This is a genomic window from Streptomyces buecherae (assembly GCF_014295035.1).
Classification (GTDB): domain Bacteria; phylum Actinomycetota; class Actinomycetes; order Streptomycetales; family Streptomycetaceae; genus Streptomyces; species Streptomyces youssoufiensis.
Genome location: NZ_CP060404.1, coordinates 3,529,618 through 3,551,731, shown reverse-complemented (window position 1 = coordinate 3,551,731; position 22,114 = coordinate 3,529,618). Strand labels below are relative to the sequence as shown.

Below are 22,114 nucleotides of genomic sequence, written 5' to 3'. Positions count from 1 at the left end.
CGAGCCTCGGCAGGCCGGACCCCCACCGGTGCGCGGGGCAACGCCGCCGGTCGGGCCCCCGCCGACCGCGACACCGCCGCCCCCCGTGCCCACGCCCCCGGCGCCGCCGCGACCGACCCCGCGGTGAGCGGGCCCGCCGTCACCGAGCCCGTCGAACCCACCAGCTCCGCCGGCGACGACGCTGCCGAGCGCGCCCCCAGGGAGGGCACCAGCTGATGCACCTCGTCTATCCCGCCGTGCTCGCCGCCCTCCTCTTCTGCGTCGGCCTCTACGGCGTACTCGCCCGGCGCAACGCGATCCTGGTCCTGATGTCCGTCGAGCTGATGCTCAACGCCGTCAACCTCAACCTGGTCGCCTTCGACGTCTGGCTCCGCGACACCCTGCACGCGGGCCAGGCGCTCACCCTGTTCACCATCGCCATCGCCGCCGCCGAGATCGGCATCGGCCTGTCCATCGTGCTGCTCGTCTACCGCAACCGCGGCACCTCCGATGTCGACAGGCTGCGCGACCTCGCCGACGTCCCCACCGCTGCCGACAGCATGCCAGGCACCACTGACAACGCCCCCGACGTCGCCGACGGCAAGCGTCTGACCAGCGGAGAGGCCGCCGCGTGACGACCACGACCACCGCCGCCCTCGTCCCCCTGCTGCCCTTCCTGGGCGCCGTCGCGGGGCTGTCGTGTGGCCGCCGCGCCCCCGGCTTCGTCCGGCCGCTGGCCGTGCTGCCCACGCTCGCCGCCGCCGTGCTCGCCGTCGTCGTGGCCGTCCGGCAGGGCGGCGACGCGCCGATCGACGCGGCCACCAAGCTCACCGACACCGGCTCGATCCCGATCGACCTCGCGCTGCACGTCGACGGCTTCGCCGCGCTCGTCGCCATCCTGGTCGCCACCGTCGCCACCTGCGTCCAGAGCTTCTCCGTCGGCTACCTGCGCACCGACCCGCGCTACCCCTCGTACGCCGCGCTCGTCTCCCTCTTCACCTCCGCGATGCTGCTCGTCGTCTACTCCGACGACCTGATCGTGCTGCTCGTCGGCTGGGAGGTCATGGGCATCTGCTCGTACTTCCTGGTCGGGCACTACTGGGAGACGGCCGCCGCGCGCTCGGCCTCGCTCAAGGCGTTCCTGGTCACCAAGCTCGGCGACGTGCCGTTCCTGATCGGCATCTTCGCGCTGGCGGCCGACGCCGGGACGTTCCGGATCAGCGAGATCTACGCCGCTCTGACCGGCGGCGGCCACACGCTCGACCACCCGACGGTCATCGCGCTGCTGCTGCTCGCCGGCGTCGCGGGCAAGTCGGCCCAGTTCCCGCTGCACACCTGGCTGCCGGACGCGATGGCCGGCCCGACCCCGGTCTCCGCGCTGATCCATGCCGCGACGATGGTCGCGGCCGGCGTCTACTTCATCGCCCGGCTGCTGCCCGTGTTCGCCGCGTCCGCCGCCGCGCTGGCCGTCCTCGCCGTCATGGCCGCCGTCACGATGGTGGGCTCCGCGCTCGCCGCGCTCGCCCAGGACGACATCAAACGCGTGCTGGCCTACTCGACCGTCGGCCAACTCGGCTACATGACCGGCGCGCTGGCCGTCGGCGACCGTGGCGCCGCCGTGTTCCACCTGATGTCGCACGGCGCGTTCAAGGCCCTGCTCTTCCTCGGCGCGGGCGTCATCATCCACGCCGCCGGCACCAACTCGCTCGCCGCCATGTCCCGGATGGGCGGCCTCGCACGCCGCATCCCCGACGCGTACTGGACGATGAGCGTCGCGCTGCTCGCGCTCGCCGCGATCCCGCCGTTCGCCGGTTTCTTCTCCAAGGAGGCGGTGCTCGGCGCGGCCGAGTCCGTCGCCACCGGGCACGGCGCCACCGAGCCCGCGTACGACGTGCCCGGCGCCGTCGGCTGGGTCGTGCTCGTCGCCGGCCTGGTGACGGCCCTGCTCACCGCCGGGTACGCCACCCGGCTGTGGCTCCTCGCCTTCCGCGGCAGCGGCCCCGAGGCGCCCGACCACGGCAAGCAGCCGCTCGCCATGAACGTCGTGCTGTGGGTCCTGTTCGTGCCGGCCGCCGGGCTCGGGGTGGCCACCGGCCACCTCCCGAGCTGGTTCGACGACCACTCGCTCGACCCGACCCTCGCCACCTCCGTCCTCGGCACCGGCTTCGCCCTGGTCGGCGGCATCATGACGTACGCGACCTGGCGGCACACCACCGCGCTCGCCGGCCGGCCCCCGCTCGGCGCCGTCGCCGCGCACCCGCGGGCCGAGCCCGCCGTCTCCGAGGCCGAGGCCATCGCCAGCCACGAGCCCGCCTACGGCAGCATCGCCTCCGCGCCCGATCCGGCCGACCCCGGCCGGCTCCTGCTCGGCCCGCTGCACCGGCACGCGGCGGTCGGCTTCCACCTGGACGCGATCTACGCGGCGGCCTTCGTCCGCCCCGTACGCGCCGCCGCCCGCCTCGTCCGCTTCCTCGACCGCGAGGTCGTCGAGACGTACGTCAGGGGCGCCGCCACCGCGCCCGGGCTGCTGGGCGCGGCCGTCCGCAGGACGCAGACCGGCAACGTCCAGACGTACCTGAGTGCGCTGCTCGCCGGCTCGCTGGTGCTCGTCGTCGCCGTCGTCGTCACCGCGACGGGAGGCTGAACCATGCCGCTTCCCCCGTACGCCGCCACGCCCCAAGCCGCCGGCCGTCACCCGTACGGCGTAGCCGCGCCGGGTCCGTCTTCCGCCCCGCCCGGACGCCGTCCGCTGCCCGGCTCGATCGCGCGCGCCGCACAGCCGGCCGACCGGCCCGGCCCGCTCCGGGCCGACCGCCACCCGGCCGCCACCCCGAGGAGCCTTTGAGGTGAGTCAGAACGTGATGCAACTCCTCCTCGCGGCCATCGTCGTCCTCCCCCTGCTCGGCGCGGTCGCCGCGCTGTTGCCCGCCCCGCCCGGACTGCGCGGGCGCGACCCCGAGCAGGCCGTGCTGCGGCACGGCGTCACCGTCACCGGACTGGTCCTCGTCCTGTCCGTCGCCCTCGCGATCGGCTTCGACTACGACCGCGCCGAGGCGATGCAGGCCACCACCGACGTCCGGTGGATCCCGGCCCTGGATATCCGCGTCCACCTGGGCATCGACGGCATCTCGCTCCCCCTGCTCGTCATGACCGCGCTGCTCACCTTCCTCTGCGCGCTCTACAGCTACTTCCGGATGCCCCCGGGCGGCTCCCCGACGGCGTTCGTCGCGCTGCTCCTGGTCCTGGAGGCCGGCACGCTCGCCACCTTCGCCGTCCTGGACCTGATCCTCTTCTTCCTCGCGTTCGAGATGGTGCTCATCCCGATGTACTTCCTGATCGCCCGCTGGGGCGGCCAGGAGAACACGGCGGGCGCCACTCCCACCGCGGCCGACGCCCCGGCCGGCTCCGACGCCCCGGCCGGCAGCGACCGCGAGCGGGCCGCCTGGCGTTTCATCCTCTACACGCTGCTCGGTTCCGTCGTCATGCTGCTCGGCCTCCTCCTCATCGGCCTCAAGGGCGGCACCTTCGACATGGTGGCACTCGCCTCTGACAACGGGGCCGGGCTCAGCCACTCCACGCAGGTCATCGCCGTGCTCGCGATCGGCGTCGGGCTCGCGGTGAAGGCCCCGATGTGGCCGCTGCACAGTTGGCTGCCCGACGCGCACACCGCGGCCCCCACCGTGGGCTCCGTCCTCCTGGCCGGCGTGCTGCTGAAGATGGGCACCTACGGCCTCGTCCGCATCGCGCTCCCGATGGCCCCCGACGGCGCCCACACCCTCGCGCCGTACCTCGCCGCCTTCGCCGTCGTTGGCATCCTCTACGGCTCCCTCGCCTGCCTCGCCCTGGCCCTGCCCACCTCGGACCGCGGCGACGGGCTCGGCCCCGCCGCCGCGCTGACCCCCGCCCGCCCCAAGGCCGACCTCAAGCGCCTCATCGCCTACTCCTCGGTCGGCCACATGGGCTTCGTCCTCCTCGGCATCGCCACCCTCACGCCGACCGGCGTCAACGGCGCGCTGTTCGCCAACATCGCGCACGGCCTCATCACCGGCCTGCTGTTCTTCCTGGTCGGGGCCCTCAAGGAGCGCTTCGGCAGCACCGACCTCGACCAGCTCGCGGGCGGCGCGCGCGCCTCGGGCGCCGCGCTGTACGGCAGGGCTCCGCGCCTCGGCGGCCTGCTGGCCTTCGGCGCCGTCGCCTCGCTCGGCCTGCCCGGCCTCGCCGGCTTCTGGGGCGAGATGCTGGCCATGTTCGGCGCGTACGAGCCGGCGGACGGCCTCAGCCGCCCCGCCTACCTCACCTTCCTCGCACTCGCCGGCCTCGGCACCCTGCTGACCGCCGCGTACCTGCTGATCGTGGTGCGGCGCGTGTGCATGGGCGAGCCCGCCGCCGGCGGCGCCCTCGCCACGGCCGGCGCCCCGGCGCCGGACGGCACGCCCTCCACGGCGGTCCCGGCCGCCGTCGGCGCCCCCACGGCGGCGAACGGTACGACCCGTGCGGCCGAGACCCCGCCCGCCGCCGCGCCCACCGACACGGCACCGTCCGACCCCGGCTCGCCCGGCCCCGCGTCGCCCGCCGCCGTGGCGACCGTCGGGAGCCCGCGCCGCGATGACGCGATCGCCGACGTCCAGGGCCACGAACTCGCCGCCTGGACGCCGCTCGTCGTCCTCACCGTCCTCGCCGGGCTCTGGCCCGCGGCCCTGCTGGGGCTGACCGACCCGGCCGTGCAGCACCTCCTCGGAGGCGGGAGCTGATGAACACCACCGCCGCGAGCGCCGTCCAGTCCATCGACTGGCTGGCCATCGCCCCGCCCACCCTCACCGCCGTCGTCGGCCTCGTCGTGCTGGTCGCCGACCTGTTCCTGGCCGAACGGCACAAGCCGCTGCTCGGCTGGGTCTCGATCGCCGGGCTCGCCGTCGCCGGACTGTCCCTGCTGCCGCTGCGGGGCGGCGACAAGGCGACGTTCTGCCTGGTCTCCGACGGTGACGTGTGCAGCTACGTCGCCGACGACTTCACCGTCGCCATCCAGCTCCTGGTACTCGGCGGGGCACTCCTGACCGCCCTCCTTTCGCTGCACACCGTGGCGGAACAGAAGCTTCCGGCCGGCGAGTACTGGTTCCTGCTGCTGTCCTCCGCCGCCGGCGCGGCACTGCTGCCCGCCTCCCGCGACCTGGCCACCCTCGTCATCGCCCTCGAGGTCGCCTCCCTCCCGGCCTTCGCCCTGGTCGGCCTGCGCCGGGACGACCGCCGCTCCTCCGAGGCGGCGCTCAAGTTCTTCCTCTCCTCGGTCGCGGCCACCGCGGTCACACTGCTCGGCGTGAGCTTCGTCTACGCCACCACCGGCAGCATGCACGTCGCCCGCGTCGCCGACGGCCTCACCCACGTCGACCCGCGCCTGGAAACCCTCGCGCAGACGGGCGTGGCCCTCACCCTGATCGGCTTCGCCTTCAAGACGGCGGCCGTCCCCTTCCACTTCTGGGTCCCCGACACCTACGTCGGCGCACCGCTACCGATCGCCGCCTACCTCTCCGTCATCGGCAAGGCCGTCGGCTTCACCGGCCTGATCGTCGTGACCGTCCGCGCCTTCCCCTCCTACGCGGACGTGTGGGGGCCGGCGACCGCCGTGCTGGCCGCGCTCACGATGACCGTGGGCAACGTGGCCGCGCTGCGCCAGCGCCCCGACCACGCGCGCAGCGCCGTACGCCTGCTGGCCTGGTCCTCCGTCGGCCAGGCCGGCTATCTGCTGGTCCCCATCGCCGCGGCCGGCTACGCCGACTCCGCCGCCGACGCGGAACACGCCATCGGCGCCACGGTCGCCTACGCGCTGATGTACGCCGCGGTCAACCTCGGGGCGTTCGCCGTGGTGGCGCTCGTGGCCCACGCCGCGACCCGTCCCGGGGCCAGCACGGGCCTGCGCCTCACGGACCACCGCTCCCTGTACGCCACCCGCCCGCTGGCCGCCCTCGCGCTCGGCTTCTTCCTGCTTTGCCTGGCCGGCCTGCCGCCGGGCGTGATCGGCCTGTTCGCCAAGGTGGCCGTCTTCTCCGCGGTGGTCGACGCGGGCCTGGGCTGGCTCGCCGTCGTCATGGCGGTGAACGTCGTGATCGCGCTCTACTACTACCTCCAGTGGACGGCCGCCCTCTTCCGCGCGCCCGCCCCCGCCGAGGCCCCGGCCACCGCTACCCCCGCCCCGGGCTCCGGCCAGCCGGCCGCCTCCACCTCGGACGCCGCCGCCGACTCCGGCGCACCGTCCGGGCCCGGCCCGGAAGCCGGCGCGCTCGCGGTACGCACGGCGGCCCCGGCCGGCGAACGCGCCCGCGCTACGGACGCCACGACGGACGGCGCCCGGCCCCGGGTCCCCGCCTCGCTGACCGCCACGGTCGCCCTGACCACCGTGATCGGCGTCGCCCTGTCCGGCGCCCCGCAGCTCGTGCTGCACTTCGCCTCCGGGACCCTCTTCTAACCCGCACGGCCCCCGCACCCCACGGCCCCGCCCGGCCCCACCGTCACCCGGCTGACCTGCCGCGATGCCGGTGAACTGGGCAGGCCGCACGCCGAGCCGCCCGCCCGCGGCCCACGCCAGCGCCCCGCCGCGTCCCGGCGGGGCCGCTGTCCGCACCCCCGGCACAAGGGAACTAGCCCCTCTCATCTGGCGTTGACCAGTGATGGAGGGTCCACTGAAAGCTGGAGAAACCGCGAAAGGGTTCCCCCTGCCGTACCACTTGGAGGGCGTACCGTGCACCGCCGGCACAATGGGCTCAAGACCGCCGTACTCCTCGGGGGACTGTCCGCACTCATCATCGCCTTCGGTGGGATGTTCGGCCGCACGGGACTGATCATCGCCGTCCTCGTCGCGCTCGGCACCAACGCGTACGCGTACTGGAACAGCGACAAGCTGGCCCTGCGGGCGATGCGGGCCCGCCCGGTCAGCGAGTTCGAGGCGCCCCAGCTCTACCGCATGGTCCGGGAGCTGTCCACGGCCGCGCGACAGCCGATGCCCCGGCTGTACCTCTCGCCCACCGACGCCCCGAACGCCTTCGCCACCGGCCGCAACCCGCGCAACGCGGCTGTGTGCTGCACCGACGGCATCCTCCGGCTGCTGAACGAGCGCGAGCTGCGCGGCGTCATCGGCCACGAGCTGAGCCACGTCTACAACCGCGACATCCTCATCTCCTCCATCGCGGGCGCCCTCGCGAGCGTGGTGATGTTCCTGGTCAACTTCGCCTGGCTGATCCCCATCGGCCGATCCGACGACGACGACGGCCCCGGCTTCCTCGGCATGCTGCTGATCATGATCCTCGGCCCGCTGGCCGCCTCCGTCATCCAGCTCGCGGTCAGCCGCTCGCGCGAGTACGAGGCCGACGCGTCGGGCGCCCAGCTCACCGGCGACCCGATGGCCCTCGCGAGCGCCCTGCGGAAGCTGGAAGCGGGCACGAAGGCGCTCCCGCTGCCGCCGGAGCCACGGCTGGAGACCGCGAGCCACATGATGATCGCGAACCCCTTCCGCCCGGGCGCCGGCATGGCCAAGCTCTTCTCGACCCACCCACCCATGGCGGAGCGCATCAGCCGCCTCGAGAAAATGGCGGGACACTAACCCGATGAAGACGATCCTGAACGTCATCTGGCTGGTCCTGTCCGGCTTCTGGTTGGCCTGCGCGTACGTCCTGGCGGGCCTCATCCTGTGCATCACGATCATCGGCATCCCCTTCGGCATCGCCTCCTTCCGCATCGCCCGCTTCGCGCTGTGGCCCTTCGGCTACACCGCCGTCGAGCGACGCGACGCCGGCGCCCCGTCCTGCGTCGGCAACGTCCTCTGGCTGCTCCTCGCCGGCTGGTGGCTCGCGCTCAGCCACGTCGTGACGGGCCTCCTGCTCTGCGTCACGATCATCGGCATCCCGCTGGGCGTGGCCAACTTCAAGCTGATCCCGGTCTCACTGACCCCCCTGGGCCGGGACATCGTCCCGACGGACCAGCCCTTCGCCGCCCGCTGATCGGCCCCGACACGACGTCGGGCCGACCTCCGCCGACCGGCCTGGCCCCGGCACCTGACCGCCCGGCGCGCGGCTACGCGCCGGGTGCCGGGCCACCTCGCTCAGACGCGGTCACTGACGGGAACGCGGGCGTGGACGCTGACGTAGGCGTAGACGCGGGAGTGGACGCGGGTGTGGGTGTGGGCACGGTCTCAGCCCGCGTCCCAGGCCCGGGCTGGGGCCGTATCGCCTGGTGCAGCCGCGCGGCGACCTCGAGCAACTCGGCGCGGAACGCCTCCCGCGTGCTGCCCCGGGTCTTCACTGCATGGCAGTTCGGGCACAGCGCGACCATCTGCGAGGGGTGGTCGCGCCCGTCCGCGGTGATCTCCACGACGTGATCGACCTCAAGTATCGGCTGGCCAGCGTCCGTCCGATCGTCCGGCTGACCGGGACAACGCGGGTTCTCGCAACGCCCTCCGCAGCGCAGCAGGACGGCCTCCCGGGCCGGGGCGGAGCGCAGTGGCCGCTGGCTCTGTCGCGGAACGCGCCGGCCGTGTCGCGTCGCCTCGTCGCGCTCGACCGACCGGCACAGCCGGTCGTACTGCGCCGCGACCCGCGCGGCGTGCGGAACCTCGCCGTCCGCGCCGGCGGGCGCGTGCGTGGCCTCCTCGTCGAGCCCGACATCGATGAGCAGCGCGCGAACGGCTTGCGGGTCCACGCCGTCGAAGTAGGTGAGCAACGTGCCGACGGCGCGGGCGCGGTCCGATGCGGAATCCCGCATCCGCTCGTACACGGGAAGCGACAGGCCCGTACGCGGCTGGTGGGTCGCGAACCACCGCGCGATGTTGTTGTCGCCGTGCGCGCTCGGCACCGGGCCGCGGTGGTCGTGCATGTCCCACAGGCCGGCGCGATGCAGGGCGGCGGCGGGATAGTCGGGGCGCGGTCGCTCACCCCGCGCGCCGTGCTGCGAGAGCAGCCGCCCCACCTCGCGCTCGGTCGTGCTCCACGTATCGAGACGCGAGTCGCCACGCCGGGCCCGCCCGACGGCCCACAGCAGCAGGATCGGCTGGTAGAGCGCTGGGCCCTGGCGGGTCGACCGCATCCGCAGATCGGCTATGGCCGCCTCGAACGCGCTGTACTCCAGGCCAGGCCCCCGCTCCCCGTCGTCCTGCCCGGCCCCCGTGTCGACCACCGCGAACCCGAGCTGCCGCAGCAGCGAGCCCACGGTCGCCACCCCGCCGGAGAACTCCTCCGCCGCCAGGGCCGACCGCCCCGGCAGATGCCCGTGCGCGGCGCCGACGATCGCCTTGGAGTCGTACAGCTTCCCCTCGTACGAAAGCCGCAGCCGACGCGCCTCCCCGAACCCGTACGCACGCAGGAAGGCGTCCCGACCGAGCCGGTCGCACTCCTCGATGGCGCGGAGCACCTCCACGCGTGTGATGTCTCGCAAGGCCATGCACGCACGGTAAGCGACGGCACTGACAATCAGCCGGGGCCGGGGCCGGGGCCGGGGCCGGGGGTGGAGGGAGACGGGGGGCCGGCGGGAGGCGCGGGAGCCGGTGGGCGCGGGGCGCGGTCATCACCCGCCCACGGAGCGGGCGCGGCGACCGGTCCCGGGCGCTGAACGCCCACCGTGGTCTCGCCCCGCCCGCGCCCGGGGCGCCGGGCTGCCGCGGGTCGACCTCCGACCGGCGGCAGCCTGGCGACGAAGAGACGCCGGTTACCGGTAGTTCACGAACTGCAGCGCGAAGTCGAGGTCCTTGCCCTTGAGGAGCGCCTGCACGGCCTGCAGGTCGTCGCGGCTCTTGGAGGAGACCCGCAGCTCGTCGCCCTGGACCTGCGCCTTGACGCCCTTCGGGCCCTCGTCACGGATGATCTTGGCGACCTTCTTGGCGTTGTCCTGCGAGATCCCCTCCTGCAACGAGGCGAAGATCTTGTACTCCTTGCCGGACGCCTGCGGCTCGCCCGCGTCCAGCGCCTTCAGCGAGATCCCACGCTTGACCAGCTTCGTCTCGAAGATGTCGAGAACGGCCTTCACCCGCTCCTCGGCGTTGGCCCGCATCTCGATCTTCTCGCCCGACCAGGCGATCGACGCGTCGACGCCCTTGAAGTCATAGCGCTGCGCGATCTCCTTGGCGGCCTGGTTGAGCGCGTTGTCGACCTCCTGCCGCTCGACCTTCGAGACGATGTCGAAACTGGAGTCGGCCATGTTGAGTTGGCTCCTCGTACGTAGATCCGTCAGGGAAGCGGCCCAGCAGGCCGCGCTGCCAGCCTAGCTACCTCGGCCACGCTCCAGCGGCGATCAACCCGGTGGCGGACCACCCCCCGGCATCGGGTATGGTTTATGTCGTTGCCAGGGAGCCCCAAGCAATCTCAGCAAAGGGCGGAATTCTTGGCTACATCCCAGGCGGTGTGCCCGAGTGGCCAATGGGAGCGGACTGTAAATCCGTCGGCTTAGCCTACCCAGGTTCGAATCCTGGCGCCGCCACGCACTGGGAGACGGCCCCTGATCTGCGGAAACGCGGATTGGGGGCCGTTTTTGTTGCGAGCGGTGAGTGGGGCGTAGTGCCTCGCTGCCCCGATGCCCGCACGTTCTCGACCAGCGCTTATGGACGGGGCCTGGACGCGACGTCGATAGTGAGCCCGCGGTGACGTCCAGGTGGGGCAGGGTATGTGCGTGTTCCGTGTCTGGCGCTCGCGCGGTCGGTGTCCGTTCGCCCGTCGCCGGAAGCGAGCGGAGAGCGGACAATCACCGGCGTCGATGTGCGGCACCCCGCCGTTGCTTCTCGCTGCGATCGCGCGGTGGTGATGGTCTGTAGCCCCCTTCTCGGTGGCCTGCTTCTCGTGCCTTGACCGCTTCGGATGAAGCGCTGCGGCACTGATGCGACCGCTGAATGGAGTGCGTTGTTGAGGTGCCGGCAGTGGCGCTATATGAATTTCGAAGCCGGCAGGTTCGTAGTCGTGAGCAGGCGGGCGAATGACGAGATGAATTGACCGGCCGATGACTTCGGCGAGCGAAAGCCCACCCATCAAGCCCGATGTCTCCCCGCCGGCGCGTGAACCCGCACCGCATAGCGGGAGAAGCGGGCGATGAGGGCGCCGATGGCGCCGCCGAGGGTGTTGAAGAGGAGATCGTCTATGTCGACGGTGCGGCCCGCGGCCATGAGGAACTGCGTGGCCTCGATGGTGGCGCTGGCGAGCAGGCAGGAAAGCACTGCGGAAGTGGTGCCGAGTGAGGGGAAGGAAAACAGCAGCAGCGCCGCCAGGGGGGTGAACATGGCGGCGTTGGCGATCTGGAGGCGCACGATCATGTCGCGTTCTTCGGCGAAGAGGCCGGCGCCGCTGTGGCCGCTGGGCTGCCACATCCCCTCACCGGGAATCCAGGCGATCGCGTGGCCGCCGGTGCCCAGCGGCTGAGTGGGGGCCACCGTGGCCACCAGGGTGATGCCGGCCCACAGCAGGAGGAGGGCGCGCGCCGCGCGGGAAGCCCGGTCGCTGTCGCGGGCGAGCCACCGGGCGCCGGCGAGGCACAGTCCCACGGTTGCCGTGAGGAAAAGGGCAAGGGTTGCCGGGCTCACGTACAGCACGACCTGCCACATGCGCACTTCCTCGTAGGTATAGGGCCCTGGTGTGGTGGGCGTCGAGGCTGGGCTCCTGTTTCGGAGGTGCCCAGCCCGTTGAGCGGGTCAGGGGCAGCGCCACTTGGTGACGTACACCTTGTTCTTGTACTCCATCACGCCGCGAATGCACTCGTCCTTGTTGATCTCGTGTTTCTTGCGTAATTCGGCGACGCCGTTCTTCGTTTTCTTGGTGCCGAACCAAAGCTCCCAGGCGGTGATATCAGAGTTCTTGCGCTGCGATCCGAGCTTGACCTTGATCTCGCCGCCCTGGTGGCGCACGTACCTGACTCTCCAGGTGAAGGAGCCGGTTTTTCCGACCTTTCCACCCTTGATGCAGAGCGATCCCTTGGAGAGGTCTCCGCAGCCCGCCGGTGTCGCGCTCGCCGCTGGAGCGAACGTCACCGTGCTGCCGAGAATGGCCGCCAAGGCTATGGATATTCCGAGTGGGTGTACAGCGTGCATCTCCCCTCCCATTCGAATTGGCGTTTCGATATGCGTGGGAGTGGCCCTGGTGGGCCTTTATTACGCTACCAACTGGATACGGTCCATGTGGGAGATAAACGCGCCAAAGGGGCGTAAATGGGCGCTTCGCATGACGTATCGATTCTTCTTGTGTCGAAAAAGGACGCCGTTTGGTTCACCACGGGCGGCCCTGATGCCGGGTGCCGCGTCCCATCAGGGGCGGAGCCGTCGCGGAACGCTGTGGGGGCGTCGGCGGGGGCTCGGGTCGCTTGCCAACGGTGGCAAGGCTAGGGGTGCGCCACGCGCGTCATCGCCGGCCTCGTGGTGGCCGGGGCCGGCGCGTGGAGGGTGGCCGGCTCCGCCGGAGGTGCGGGGTCGCGTTCGGCTCAGGCGTCACATCCGCCTCGCGGGACCGCTCTGTCACGCCCCGCGTGCCTGAGGCGTCCCATCAGGCCCAGCGGCATCGCGGAGACTCGTACGCGCCAGCGGCCCAGGCAGCACCGCGGGCCTCAGCAGGCTGCCCGGGCGTCGCGGGCCCGGGCAGCGTCGCGGCGTGCGGCACACCGTGCGGGTCGTGTCCGATAACGCCTTGGAACGTCTTCCTCCGGACCGGAGGGACCAGGGCCGGGCCGGACGGGACCAGGGCTGGACCGGGCTGGACCAGGGCCGGGCCGGGCTGGACCAGGGCCGGGCCGTGGTCGGGCTGGACCGTCGTGCGGGGGTCCAGCCGGGCCCCAGCCCGGCCCGGCCTCTCGGTCAGCGTGCGGCTGCCGCCCGCACGGCTTCCGCGATCGGGGTGGTGCCGCCGATGAGTTCCAGGGTCCGGCCCGCGGTGGCCGGCTCGTCGAGGAGGGCGGCCAGGACCGCGGCCACGTCCTGCCGGGTGACCTCCGCCCGGCCCGTGGACTCGGCGAGGGTGACCAGGTCGGTGCCGGGGTCGTCGGTGAGGCGGCCGGGGCGCAGGATGGTCCAGTCGAGCGCGGAGCGGGCGCGTACGTCGGCGTCGGCCGCGCCCTTGGCGCGTAGGTACGCCGCGAAGACCGGGTCGGTGTCCGCGCTCGGCTCCCGGTCGGCGCCCATCGCGGAGACCACGATGAAGCGGCGTACGCCGGCGCGCTCGGCCGCGTCCGCGAAAAGGACCGCTGCCGCGTGGTCCACCGTCTGCTTGCGGTCCACGCCGCTGCCAGGGCCGGCTCCCGCCGCGAAGACCGCCGCGTCCGCACCCTCCAGATGCTGGGCCACCTCGGCGAGCGAGGCGTGTTCCAGATCGCACACGACGGGCTCCGCGCCCGCCGCCAGCAGGTCGCCCGCCTGCTCCGGCCTGCGGATGATCCCCGCGACCTCGTCCCCGCGCCCGGCGAGCAACCGCTCAAGCCGGAGCGCGATCTGACCGTGTCCACCAGCGATGACAATGCGCATGCCCTCGACCGTACGCCGGAGCGGCGTGCAACCATCGGCGCCACTCACGCGTCTCTTATCCGTCCCTGACCGGTTGTCGTGGATGTGTCCGTTCGCCGCGGCGCGTCGGTCGCGGGGTACGGACGCAGGGTTGGGCGGGTGCGGGGTCGCGCGGGCGCCACGCGCCCGCGTATCGCGATGGTGTGGGCGCCGCGGGGCGCGCGGGCTCGCGGTGCGCGTACGGCACCGCGTACGGCACCGCGTACGGCGCGGCACTCCGACACGGCACGCGGCACGGTGCGTACGGCACCGGCCCGAGCCGAAGTTGGGGGGTGAGCGTTGCGCACGGTGACCGATATCCGGGAGTCAACGACCTCCCGGGTACGTACCATCTGTGCGTCAGTCGTCTCGCGGTGGGGGCGCGGCGGTGCGGGGACGCACCGGCTCGCCGGCCGGGACACGTCATGATCCACGCGAGAACACACGTGGTCACCAAGGGGAGCGCGGGGGAGGGGCAGCCTCGCTCGTGCCGCCACGCAAGAGGAGCTTGCCATTACCGCCATCCGTAAGTCCCTGGTCGCTGTCGGCTGCACGGTCGCGCTCGCAGCCGGTTCCACTGCCTGCGGTAGCGAGGAAAACCTCTCCGCCGGGCAGCGCCTTTCGCGTGCCACCGACAACCTCGGTGAGCGGGACGCGATCTCCGTGCAGATGTCCTTCGACGCCACGCCCGAGAAGATGCGGCTGTTCGCCGAGGACTCGGACGACCCGATGCCGCCCGAGGTGGCCGAATTCCTGTCCAAGATGAAGGTGACGTTCTCCGCGAAGTCCGATAAGCCCCTGGAATCCTCAGGGGAGAAGGACATGACGAGCAGCCAGCTCAAGATATCGGGCCCCGGCGGGGACGTGGCCGAGTACCGGCTGGTGGACAAGACCGCGTACTACCGGCTGGACCTGCAGCAGTTCGCCAAGCTCAGCGGCGAGACGATGCCCTCGGCGGACGAGCTGAAGGGCCAGCTCCCCAAGGGCTTCGAGGCCGGTGAGGCGCTTCTCACCGGGAAGTGGATCAAGATCGAGGCGGCCGACCTCGAGAACCTCCGGCGCGACATGACGGACATGGCGAAGTCCGAGGGCGGCGCCGACGCGCCCACCGAGGACCCCACCCTGAGCCCGGAGACCAGCAAGAAGCTGCTGAACTCCATCCGGAACGCCTTCGCGGGCCAGGTCACCACCAAGGAGGCCGGCCGCAAGGACGGGGCTGACCACGTGTTGGCCACGGTGCCGGTGCGGCCGTTGGCCACGGCCATCGTGAACGGGCTGCGGCCGATCGCGAAGGAACTGCCCGGTGGCGAGAAGGAACTGCCGACCGAGAAGGACCTGAAGGACGTTCCCAACAACAAGGTCACGGTCGATTTCGCGGTCAAGGGCAGCGAACTCAGCGGCGCCACGGTGGACCTGACCGAATTCGACAACAAGCTCAAGAAGAAGCTGGCCGGTCAGGGTGACGGAAAGCTGCCGATGAACCTGTCGTTCGACGAGCCCGTCGACGTCAGCGCCCCGTCCGACGCCGTCAAGGTGGACGTCAAGCAGCTCATGATGGGCCTCGGCTCCCTCTTCACCGGCGGCCTGGGCGAGGACGACGCGGCCGGCGCCACCGACGACCCGTTCGGCGGCGACGGCTCCCTCGACGAGAGCTTCGCGGGCCTCGAGTAACCGCGACCAACCGTCAGATCAGTCCGTCCGGCAGGGGCGCCCGCCACGCGCGAGCGCCCCTGCCGGCGTTTTAGCGAGCGCGTTCCGCGCCGGCGCCGCCCCGGGGCGCGGCGCGCGGCGGCTAGTTCCGGGGTGGCTGGCGGCCGTCGCCCTGCGTCGTACGCGCCTGGCGGGGCAGGTCGAGCGCGACCACGGCGGCCGAGTCGCAGTACTCGCGCACCGCGCTGGTCCGCGCCACCACCCGGCCCCGGTGCACCACCAGGCGGCTGTACGCGAGCGAGAGGGCGCCGGCCACGCTCTCGCCGCGCACGGCCAGCAACTCCGCGGGGAACCCCGCCTCCACCCGCACCTCCGGCAGCCCCATGGCCGCCCTCGCCTGGCCACTGACCGCCTCGTACGCCTCCTCCGGGGTCAGCCCCTCGCGCGAGGCGAGCAGGAACCCGGCCTCCAGCGGGTCGCCGCGCCCCACCGGGTTGGCCGTGTCGCGCAGGGCGCCGCTGCCCGCGGCGACGCGTACGCCGGCGGCGCGCAGCAGCCGCACCGGCGCGCACGGCGAAACCGGCGAGCGCCGTTCCTCCAGCGCGCCGCACTCGGCCTGCGGCAGCGCGCACACCGTGATCCCGGCCGCGGCGAGCTGGTCGGCCGCCCGCGTGGCGAGCTGGCGCGGCAGCCGGGTGAGGCCGCCGCACGGGCCGAGCGTGACGCCGGGGCGCAGCCCGCCGGCCATCGCCGCGAAGCGGGCGAGCAGGGCCGGGTCGTCGCCGTCCAGGTGCAGGTCGACGGCGCAGCCGTGCTCGGCGGCCAGCGCCAGGACGGCCTCCACGTGGCCGGTCGGGTCGGGATCGAGGTCGGGGCAGCCGCCGATGACGCCGGCGCCCATCTTGACCGCGTCCCGCAGCATCGCGAGCCCCTCGGCCCCGGCGATCCCGGTCAGCGTGCGCGGCATGGCCACCGCCGAGACGTCGATGAGCCCACCCAGCGCCCTGCGGGCGAGCAGCACCGCCTCCAGCGCGCCGAGCCCCGACACGTCCCCGACGCGCACGTGGGTACGCAGCGCGGTCGCGCCATGGCCGAGTTGCAGCAGCGCGGCCTCGGTGGTGCGGCGCTGGACCTCGTCGGGGGCGTACGCGGCTGGGCCGTCCGCGTCGGCGGTGAGGGCGAGGTCACAGTGGGCGTGGGGTTCGGCGGGGGCGGGCAGCAGGAGGTAGCCGCTGAGGTCGACGCGGGCTCCGGGGGCGAGGCTGCCCGCGGTGCCCACCGCGTCGACGCGACCGCCGCTGAGCCGTACGTCGACGGTGCGCCCGTCCGCAAGCCGGGCGCCGCTGAGCAGCAGCGCGGTCGCGTCGGATGCCGCGCCGTCGTTTCTCGGGGGCTGCTGCGGCTGGCTGTCAGGCATCGCGCTCCTGTGAGTGGCGAGAAGTGCGGGCTGGGGGCGGTGACCTGCGGCGTCCGGCGGCCGGGCGGCCACGGGGCGAGTCGGGGACGGGTGCTGGGTTCCGGGCGGGAGCCAGCGCGGGCGACGGGGCGTGCGCGGGCGCGCGGGGGCGCGCTGCGCCAAGATCACTCGGTGCGCTCCGAGCCTAGGGCGCGGCCGGGACCGCTTCGAGGAGGAGCCGAATAGTCGTACCGGTGTGGTGCGGGAGGCATCCGCCAGCCGCCGCAGGGCGGGTGGATACGGATTTCACGATCGGCGGCAGAGCGTGTAATGTCTTCATCGCTCGCCCCAATAGCTCAGTCGGCAGAGCGTCTCCATGGTAAGGAGAAGGTCTACGGTTCGATTCCGTATTGGGGCTCTGATGTGTGAGGTTGCCTACCCGAGATAATCGGGTAGGTGCCACTCGCATCACAGCGGTGTAGCTCAGTCGGTAGAGCAAGCGGCTCATAATCGCTGTGTCACCGGTTCAAGTCCGGTCACCGCTACTGACAGTAGCCGATTGTGGGGTCGGTCCTTCGATCGGCTACTCTTTTCTGCGTTCATCCATCCGTCCCCTCGGGCTGATCCCCTGGGGCGGCCCCACGTTCAAGGAGCACTCACGTGGCTGCCACCGACGTCCGCCCGAAGATCACGCTGGCCTGCGTGGAGTGCAAGGAGCGGAACTACATCACCAAGAAGAACCGGCGTAACAACCCGGACCGTCTTGAGATGAAGAAGCACTGCCCTCGTTGCAACTCGCACACCGCGCACCGCGAGACGCGATAATTCAGGCTCGTTCACGAGGCCGCTCCCAGCCTGGGGGCGGCCTCGTGGCGTTCTACGTAAAGATCACGACAGTCGCAGGAGGTGCGAGCGATGCCGCTCGATGAGAGCTACGTCGGACGGGCCTATCCGCCCACCGAGCCGTACGAGGTGGGTCGCGAGAAGATCCGGGAGTTCGCCGAGGCGATCGGGGAGACGAACGGCGTCTACACCGACCCCACGGCCGCGCGGGCGCTCGGGCATCCCGACGTGATCGCCCCGCCGACTTTTGTGTTCTCCATCTCCTATCGCGCGGCGCACCAGGTCATTCACGACCCGCAACTCGGTCTCGACTACAACCGGGTCGTGCACGGCGATCAAGCCTTCAGCTACGTCCGCCCCGTGCGGGCGGGCGACTGCCTGTCGGTCACTTCCACCATTGAGTCGGTCAGAACCATGGCGGGTAACGACATCCTCGTCGTGCGCGGCGACGTGCACGATAAGAGCGGCGAACTCGTGGTGACCGCGCGCACGATGCTCGTGGCCCGTGGCGCTGACGGGAAGTGAGACAGATGACAGCGAAGATTTCGTACGACGAGGTCGAGGTCGGTACCGAACTGCCTGGCCAGTCCTTTCCGGTGACGCGTGAGACCCTCGTGCGCTACGCGGGGGCGTCCGGCGACTTCAATCCGATCCACTGGAACGAGAAGTTCGCCAAGGAGGTCGGGCTGCCGGACGTGATCGCGCACGGCATGTTCACCATGGCCTCCGCGATCCGTGTGGTGACCGACTGGGTCGGGGACCCGGCGGCCGTCGCGGAGTACGGGGTGCGGTTCACCAAGCCCGTCGTCGTGCCGAACGACGACAAGGGCGCGCTCATCGAGGTCAGCGCCAAGGTCGGCGCCAAGCTCGACGACGAGGCGCGCACCGTGCGCGTCGACCTCACGGCGGTCAGCAACGACCAGAAGGTGCTGGGGCGCTCCCGCGCCGTCGTGCGCCTCGCCTGATCGCCGCCTGTCGCCGCCGGGCCGCCGTCCGCCCTGGTCAGGGGGTGCGGCGGCCCCGCGCGTCGCTCGCCCGGGGGCGGGCCGGCCGGGCCGCCGGCCGGCCGGGTGGTCGGGGGCGTCGGGGCGGGAGCGGTGGTCGGGGTCGGCCCGGGGGTGCGCGGTTGCCGCGTCGCGGTGGCCGACGTCACTTGACGGCGAAAGTTATTGAGTAATAACTTATGGCTATGGCGCACTCCACACCCCGTATGAGCGCGGACGAGCGGCGTAGGGTCGCGGTCCGGGTGGCGATGTCGGAGTTCGCCAAGGGCGGGTACTACGGCACCTCGACCGAGGCCATCGCGCGGCGCGTCGGGGTCTCCCAGCCGTACCTGTTCCGGCTCTTTCCCAACAAGCGGGCCCTCTTCAAGGCCGCCGCCGAACTGTGCTTCACGCGGACGACCGAGACCTTCGTACGCGTCGCCGACGGGCTGTACGGCGAAGAGGCGCTGGAGGCGATGGGCCAGGCGTACTCCGAGCTGATCGTCGACCGCGAGCTGCTGCTGATGCAGATGCAGCTCTACGTCACCGCCGGCGGCTCGGACGACGAGGACGTCGTGGCGTACGTGCGGGAGGGCTGGACGGGCATGTGGGAGACCGTTCGCGAGCTGAGCGGGGCGTCGAGCGAGGAGCTGGACGAGTTCTTCTCCCGCGGAATGCTCATCAACGTGCTCGTGGCGCTGGGCGTGCCGGGGGACAACCAGTGCTGGGCGGCCTTCGACGAGTACAGCAAGGCCGCCGCGACGCAGGCGGTGGCCCGCGGCGCGGCGGATGGCCTGCCGGACGGCGCCGCCGAGACGGGGTCGCCGTGACCCCGCGCCGGATGGGGCCGTGAGCTGAGCGGCCCACGGCCGGCGCCCGCCGGCGTTTCGGTAGCCGGCGGCCAGCCGTTCGGCGGGCGTGGCCCGACGACCGGACGACCAGCTATCAGACACCCCACGACCAGACGCCTCATGACCGCAACCGACAGCGCAGCGATCCACGCGTGCCCCTCGGGGGATTCCGCGTTCCCTCATGACCGAGAAACTTAGTAAGCAATAACTAATCTTGGAGCCTGCCATGCTCACGGATCGGCCACCGACCAAAGCCACCGCCGTCTGGACCCTGGTGATCACCAGCATCGCCGGGTTCATGGCCGCGCTGGACAACCTCATCGTCATCACCGCCATCCCCGACATCGGCGAGGACCTCGGGGGCGGCATCGAGGAACTCGAATGGACCGTCAACGCGTACACGCTCAGCTTCGCCGTGCTGCTGATGCTCGGCGCCGCGCTCGGTGACCGCTTCGGGCGCCGCCGCGTGTTCGGCGTGGGCATCGCGCTGTTCACCGCCTCGTCCGCCGGCGCGGCACTCTCCTCCGACATCGGACTGCTGATCGCCGCCCGGGCCGCGCAGGGGGTCGGCGCGGCGCTGCTGATGCCGCTCAGCCTCACCCTGCTCACGGCGGCCGTGCCGGCGGAGCGGCGCGGCATGGCGTACGGGATCTGGGGCGCCGTCAACGGGCTCGCCGTCGCCTCCGGGCCGCTGATCGGCGGCGCGGTGGTCGAACACATCTCCTGGCAGTGGATCTTCTGGCTGAACGTGCCCATCGGCATCGCGCTGCTGCCGCTGGCCCGGCTGCGGCTGGTCGAGAGCCGCGGCCCGGCCGACCGGCTCGACGTCGTCGGCACCGTGCTGGCCAGCCTCGGCCTCCTCGGCATCACCTTCGCGCTGATCCAGGGCAACATCGACGGTTGGACGAGCGCGCCGGTGCTGGCCGGCTTCGGCCTCGGCGCGGCCCTGCTGGTGGCCTTCGTCCGCTGGGAGCTGCACACCGACGCGCCGATGCTGCCGATGCGGCTCTTCCGCTCCCGCGCGTTCAGCACGGTCAACGCGGCCGGGCTGCTGATGTACCTCGGCATGTTCGGCTCGATCTTCCTGCTCACCCAGTTCCTCCAGCTCGTCCAGGGCTACTCGCCGCTGGAGGCCGGGGTGCGGATGCTGCCGTGGACCGCGATGCCGATGATCATCGCGCCGCTGGCCGGCGCCCTCTCCGACCGGATCGACGGCCGGCTGATCGTCGCCACCGGGCTCGCGCTGATGGCGGTGGGCATCGGTTGGCAGGCGGCCATCGCCGAACCCGGCCTCTCGTACGCGGCCCAGGTCGCGCCCTTCGCGATCAGCGGCGTGGGCATGGCCCTGTTCTTCGCGCCGGTCTCGGCCCTGGTGATGAACTCCGTACGCCCCGCCGAGCAGGGCATCGCCTCGGGCGCGAGCAACGCCCTGCGCGAGATCGGCGGCACGCTCGGCGTCGCCCTGCTCGCCTCCGTCTTCAGCGCGCGCGGCGGCTACGGGGCGCCCCGCGAGTTCACCGACGGCCTCACCCCCGCGCTGTGGGTGGGCGGCGGCGCGCTGGCGCTCGCCGCGGTCCTGGTGCTGCTGGCCCCGCGCCAGCGCCCCGCCGGATCGGTCGCGGAGGGCCCGGCGCCCGCGCTGGCCGAGCCCGGGCCGGCGCGACACTCCGCGCCGGTGTAGCCGGGGCCGCGCGCGGCCAGGGCAGCGCCGGCGGTCAGATCCGGTGGTCGGACCCATTGCGGGCCCGGCCGCCGGCCGCCCGCCCGGCGCCGAGTGTCGGTGGCGTTCCGTACGCTTGTGCCCGTGCAGGAACTCCATGACGCCCCCCTCGCCCCGCTGACCACCTTCCGGCTCGGCGGCCCCGCCACCCGCCTGGTGACGGCCACCACCGACGCCGAGGTGATCGCCGCCGTCCGCGAGGCCGACGCCGCGGGCACCCCGCTGCTGCTCGTCGGCGGCGGCAGCAACCTGGTCATCTCCGACAAGGGCTTCGACGGCACGGCGCTGCGCATCGCCACCGCCGGCTTCGCCCTCGAAGGCGCGGGGTCCGAGGCGGGTGGCGGCGCCCACCTGGAGTTGGCGGCGGGCGAGAACTGGTCGGCCGCCGTGGCCCGCACGGTCGAGGCCGGATACGCGGGGATCGAGTGCCTGGCGGGCATCCCGGGCTCCGCCGGCGCCACCCCGATCCAGAACGTGGGGGCGTACGGGCAGGAGGTCTCCTCGGTCATCACCGAGGTCGTGGCGTACGACCGGCAGGCCGACGAGGTGGTCACCATCCCGCGCGCGGAGTGTGGCTTCTCCTACCGGCACAGCCGCTTCAAGCAGCACCCGGACCGGCACGTGGTGCTGCGGGTGCGGTTCGCGCTGGAGGACGCGGGCGGCCTCTCGGCGCCGCTGAGGTACGCCGAGACGGCGCGCGCGCTCGGGGTGGGGCCGGGCGACCGGGTGCCGGTGGGCGCCGCCCGCGAGACCGTGCTGCGGCTGCGGGCGGGCAAGGGCATGGTGCTCGACCCCGAGGACCACGACACCTGGTCGGCGGGCTCCTTCTTCACCAACCCGATCCTCGACGAGGCCGAGCACGCCGCGTTCCTGGCCCGGGTCGCCGAGCGGCTCGGCCCGGACGTGCTGCCGCCGGCCTACCCCGCCGGCGACGGGCTGACCAAGACGTCCGCGGCCTGGCTGATCGACAAGGCCGGCTTCACCAAGGGGTACGGGCAGGGCACGGCCCGCATCTCCACCAAGCACACGCTGGCGCTGACCAACCGCGGCGCGGCCACCACCGAGGACCTGCTCGCGCTGGCCCGCGAGGTGGTCGCAGGCGTCCGCGCCGCCTTCGGGGTCACGCTGGTCAACGAGCCGGTCATGGTCGGCGTCGAGCTGTAGCCGACCGGGCGCCCGGCGCTCTCGCCGCGAGGTCGGGGCGGG

Annotated in this window: 19 protein-coding genes and 3 tRNA genes; 16 read left to right on the top strand and 6 right to left on the bottom strand. The window is 72.4% G+C overall.

Annotated elements, in window-relative coordinates:
• Nucleotides 1-215 precede the first annotated feature (215 nt).
• The 6 genes from nuoK (at nucleotide 216) to H7H31_RS13390 (ending at nucleotide 7,967) form a co-directional block, all read left to right on the top strand.
• A complete protein-coding gene (gene nuoK, locus H7H31_RS13415) occupies nucleotides 216-614 on the top strand; it encodes an NADH-quinone oxidoreductase subunit NuoK (protein ID WP_176163466.1) in 399 nt (132 codons plus the stop codon).
• On the top strand, nucleotides 611-2,623 hold the full coding sequence (locus H7H31_RS13410) for an NADH-quinone oxidoreductase subunit 5 family protein (RefSeq protein WP_187061332.1): 2,013 nt from the start codon (nucleotides 611-613) through the stop codon (nucleotides 2,621-2,623). The genes nuoK and H7H31_RS13410 overlap by 4 nt, the downstream gene beginning before the upstream one ends.
• Before the next feature lie 217 nt (nucleotides 2,624-2,840).
• On the top strand, nucleotides 2,841-4,730 hold the full coding sequence (locus H7H31_RS13405; RefSeq protein WP_187061333.1) for a complex I subunit 4 family protein: 1,890 nt from the start codon (nucleotides 2,841-2,843) through the stop codon (nucleotides 4,728-4,730).
• Nucleotides 4,730-6,439 carry an NADH-quinone oxidoreductase subunit N gene (locus tag H7H31_RS13400; RefSeq protein ID WP_187061331.1) on the top strand — a complete coding sequence of 570 codons (1,710 nt, stop codon included), beginning with the start codon at nucleotides 4,730-4,732 and terminating at the stop codon, nucleotides 6,437-6,439. The genes H7H31_RS13405 and H7H31_RS13400 overlap by 1 nt, the downstream gene beginning before the upstream one ends.
• 273 nt (nucleotides 6,440-6,712) lie before the next feature.
• On the top strand, nucleotides 6,713-7,570 hold the full coding sequence (htpX, locus tag H7H31_RS13395) for a zinc metalloprotease HtpX (protein ID WP_187061330.1): 858 nt from the start codon (nucleotides 6,713-6,715) through the stop codon (nucleotides 7,568-7,570).
• A 4-nt stretch (nucleotides 7,571-7,574) separates the two neighbouring features.
• A complete protein-coding gene (locus tag H7H31_RS13390; RefSeq protein ID WP_187061329.1) occupies nucleotides 7,575-7,967 on the top strand; it encodes a YccF domain-containing protein in 393 nt (130 codons plus the stop codon).
• Between the two features lie 73 nt (nucleotides 7,968-8,040).
• Here the strand turns inward: H7H31_RS13390 and H7H31_RS13385 are convergent, their stop codons facing one another.
• Nucleotides 8,041-9,402, bottom strand: a complete 1,362-nt coding sequence (locus tag H7H31_RS13385) for an HNH endonuclease (protein ID WP_187061328.1) — start codon at nucleotides 9,400-9,402, stop codon at nucleotides 8,041-8,043.
• A 264-nt stretch (nucleotides 9,403-9,666) separates the two neighbouring features.
• The gene (locus H7H31_RS13380) at nucleotides 9,667-10,155 is read right to left on the bottom strand and encodes a YajQ family cyclic di-GMP-binding protein (protein WP_176163472.1); all 489 of its coding nucleotides are present in this window, start codon (nucleotides 10,153-10,155) and stop codon (nucleotides 9,667-9,669) included.
• A 197-nt stretch (nucleotides 10,156-10,352) separates the two neighbouring features.
• On the opposite strand from H7H31_RS13380, the gene H7H31_RS13375 reads away from it, so the two are divergent.
• Nucleotides 10,353-10,434 (top strand) — tRNA-Tyr (locus H7H31_RS13375).
• Between the two features lie 541 nt (nucleotides 10,435-10,975).
• Here the strand turns inward: H7H31_RS13375 and H7H31_RS13370 are convergent.
• The 3 genes from H7H31_RS13370 to H7H31_RS13360 all read right to left on the bottom strand — a co-directional run bounded on the left by H7H31_RS13370 (nucleotide 10,976) and on the right by H7H31_RS13360 (nucleotide 13,447).
• A complete protein-coding gene (locus tag H7H31_RS13370; protein WP_187061266.1) occupies nucleotides 10,976-11,545 on the bottom strand; it encodes a VanZ family protein in 570 nt (189 codons plus the stop codon).
• Between the two features lie 87 nt (nucleotides 11,546-11,632).
• Nucleotides 11,633-11,992, bottom strand: a complete 360-nt coding sequence (locus tag H7H31_RS13365; protein WP_187061265.1) for a hypothetical protein — start codon at nucleotides 11,990-11,992, stop codon at nucleotides 11,633-11,635.
• Between the two features lie 792 nt (nucleotides 11,993-12,784).
• Nucleotides 12,785-13,447: an NAD(P)H-binding protein gene (locus H7H31_RS13360; RefSeq protein ID WP_187061264.1), complete on the bottom strand. Its 663-nt coding sequence runs from the start codon at nucleotides 13,445-13,447 to the stop codon at nucleotides 12,785-12,787.
• Between the two features lie 681 nt (nucleotides 13,448-14,128).
• On the opposite strand from H7H31_RS13360, the gene H7H31_RS13355 reads away from it, so the two are divergent.
• Nucleotides 14,129-15,136, top strand: a complete 1,008-nt coding sequence (locus H7H31_RS13355; protein WP_187117914.1) for a hypothetical protein — start codon at nucleotides 14,129-14,131, stop codon at nucleotides 15,134-15,136.
• A gap of 121 nt (nucleotides 15,137-15,257) precedes the next feature.
• On the opposite strand, the gene H7H31_RS13350 is transcribed toward H7H31_RS13355, so the two are convergent.
• Nucleotides 15,258-16,532, bottom strand: coding sequence for an amidohydrolase family protein (locus H7H31_RS13350; protein ID WP_187061262.1), 1,275 nt, complete (start codon nucleotides 16,530-16,532; stop codon nucleotides 15,258-15,260).
• Nucleotides 16,533-16,856: 324 nt separating this feature from the next.
• Between H7H31_RS13350 and H7H31_RS13345 the strand changes: the two genes are divergently transcribed.
• The 8 genes from H7H31_RS13345 (at nucleotide 16,857) to H7H31_RS13310 (ending at nucleotide 22,072) form a co-directional block, all read left to right on the top strand.
• A tRNA-Thr gene (locus tag H7H31_RS13345) sits at nucleotides 16,857-16,929 on the top strand.
• A 54-nt stretch (nucleotides 16,930-16,983) separates the two neighbouring features.
• Nucleotides 16,984-17,056 (top strand) — tRNA-Met (locus H7H31_RS13340).
• 115 nt (nucleotides 17,057-17,171) lie between these two features.
• Nucleotides 17,172-17,336 (top strand): 50S ribosomal protein L33, encoded by a 165-nt coding sequence (gene rpmG, locus H7H31_RS13335; protein WP_003956487.1) that lies wholly within the window; start codon nucleotides 17,172-17,174, stop codon nucleotides 17,334-17,336.
• Between the two features lie 90 nt (nucleotides 17,337-17,426).
• Complete coding sequence (locus tag H7H31_RS13330; protein WP_176163478.1) at nucleotides 17,427-17,879, top strand: MaoC family dehydratase N-terminal domain-containing protein; 453 nt, start codon at nucleotides 17,427-17,429, stop codon at nucleotides 17,877-17,879.
• Between the two features lie 5 nt (nucleotides 17,880-17,884).
• Nucleotides 17,885-18,319, top strand: a complete 435-nt coding sequence (locus H7H31_RS13325; RefSeq protein ID WP_187061261.1) for a MaoC family dehydratase — start codon at nucleotides 17,885-17,887, stop codon at nucleotides 18,317-18,319.
• A 224-nt stretch (nucleotides 18,320-18,543) separates the two neighbouring features.
• Complete coding sequence (locus tag H7H31_RS13320) at nucleotides 18,544-19,167, top strand: TetR/AcrR family transcriptional regulator (RefSeq protein ID WP_232109818.1); 624 nt, start codon at nucleotides 18,544-18,546, stop codon at nucleotides 19,165-19,167.
• Between the two features lie 247 nt (nucleotides 19,168-19,414).
• Complete coding sequence (locus tag H7H31_RS13315; protein WP_187064912.1) at nucleotides 19,415-20,869, top strand: DHA2 family efflux MFS transporter permease subunit; 1,455 nt, start codon at nucleotides 19,415-19,417, stop codon at nucleotides 20,867-20,869.
• Between the two features lie 123 nt (nucleotides 20,870-20,992).
• The gene (locus H7H31_RS13310) at nucleotides 20,993-22,072 is read left to right on the top strand and encodes a UDP-N-acetylmuramate dehydrogenase (protein WP_187064911.1); all 1,080 of its coding nucleotides are present in this window, start codon (nucleotides 20,993-20,995) and stop codon (nucleotides 22,070-22,072) included.
• The last annotated feature ends 42 nt before the right edge of the window (nucleotides 22,073-22,114 follow it).

Excerpts from the sequence above, each read along its gene's own strand:
- H7H31_RS13385 (WP_187061328.1), bottom strand. The coding sequence starts at position 9,402 with ATGGCCTTGCGAGACATCACACGCGTGGAGGTGCTCCGCGCCATCGAG.
- H7H31_RS13405 (WP_187061333.1), top strand. The coding sequence starts at position 2,841 with ATGCAACTCCTCCTCGCGGCCATCGTCGTCCTCCCCCTGCTCGGCGCG.
- H7H31_RS13315 (WP_187064912.1), top strand. The coding sequence starts at position 19,415 with ATGCTCACGGATCGGCCACCGACCAAAGCCACCGCCGTCTGGACCCTG.
- H7H31_RS13320 (WP_232109818.1), top strand. The coding sequence starts at position 18,544 with ATGGCGCACTCCACACCCCGTATGAGCGCGGACGAGCGGCGTAGGGTC.
- H7H31_RS13390 (WP_187061329.1), top strand. The coding sequence starts at position 7,575 with ATGAAGACGATCCTGAACGTCATCTGGCTGGTCCTGTCCGGCTTCTGG.
- H7H31_RS13325 (WP_187061261.1), top strand. The coding sequence starts at position 17,885 with ATGACAGCGAAGATTTCGTACGACGAGGTCGAGGTCGGTACCGAACTG.
- H7H31_RS13370 (WP_187061266.1), bottom strand. The coding sequence starts at position 11,545 with ATGTGGCAGGTCGTGCTGTACGTGAGCCCGGCAACCCTTGCCCTTTTC.
- H7H31_RS13380 (WP_176163472.1), bottom strand. The coding sequence starts at position 10,155 with ATGGCCGACTCCAGTTTCGACATCGTCTCGAAGGTCGAGCGGCAGGAG.
- nuoK (WP_176163466.1), top strand. The coding sequence starts at position 216 with ATGCACCTCGTCTATCCCGCCGTGCTCGCCGCCCTCCTCTTCTGCGTC.
- H7H31_RS13330 (WP_176163478.1), top strand. The coding sequence starts at position 17,427 with ATGCCGCTCGATGAGAGCTACGTCGGACGGGCCTATCCGCCCACCGAG.
- H7H31_RS13400 (WP_187061331.1), top strand. The coding sequence starts at position 4,730 with ATGAACACCACCGCCGCGAGCGCCGTCCAGTCCATCGACTGGCTGGCC.
- H7H31_RS13350 (WP_187061262.1), bottom strand. The coding sequence starts at position 16,532 with ATGCCTGACAGCCAGCCGCAGCAGCCCCCGAGAAACGACGGCGCGGCA.
- H7H31_RS13360 (WP_187061264.1), bottom strand. The coding sequence starts at position 13,447 with ATGCGCATTGTCATCGCTGGTGGACACGGTCAGATCGCGCTCCGGCTT.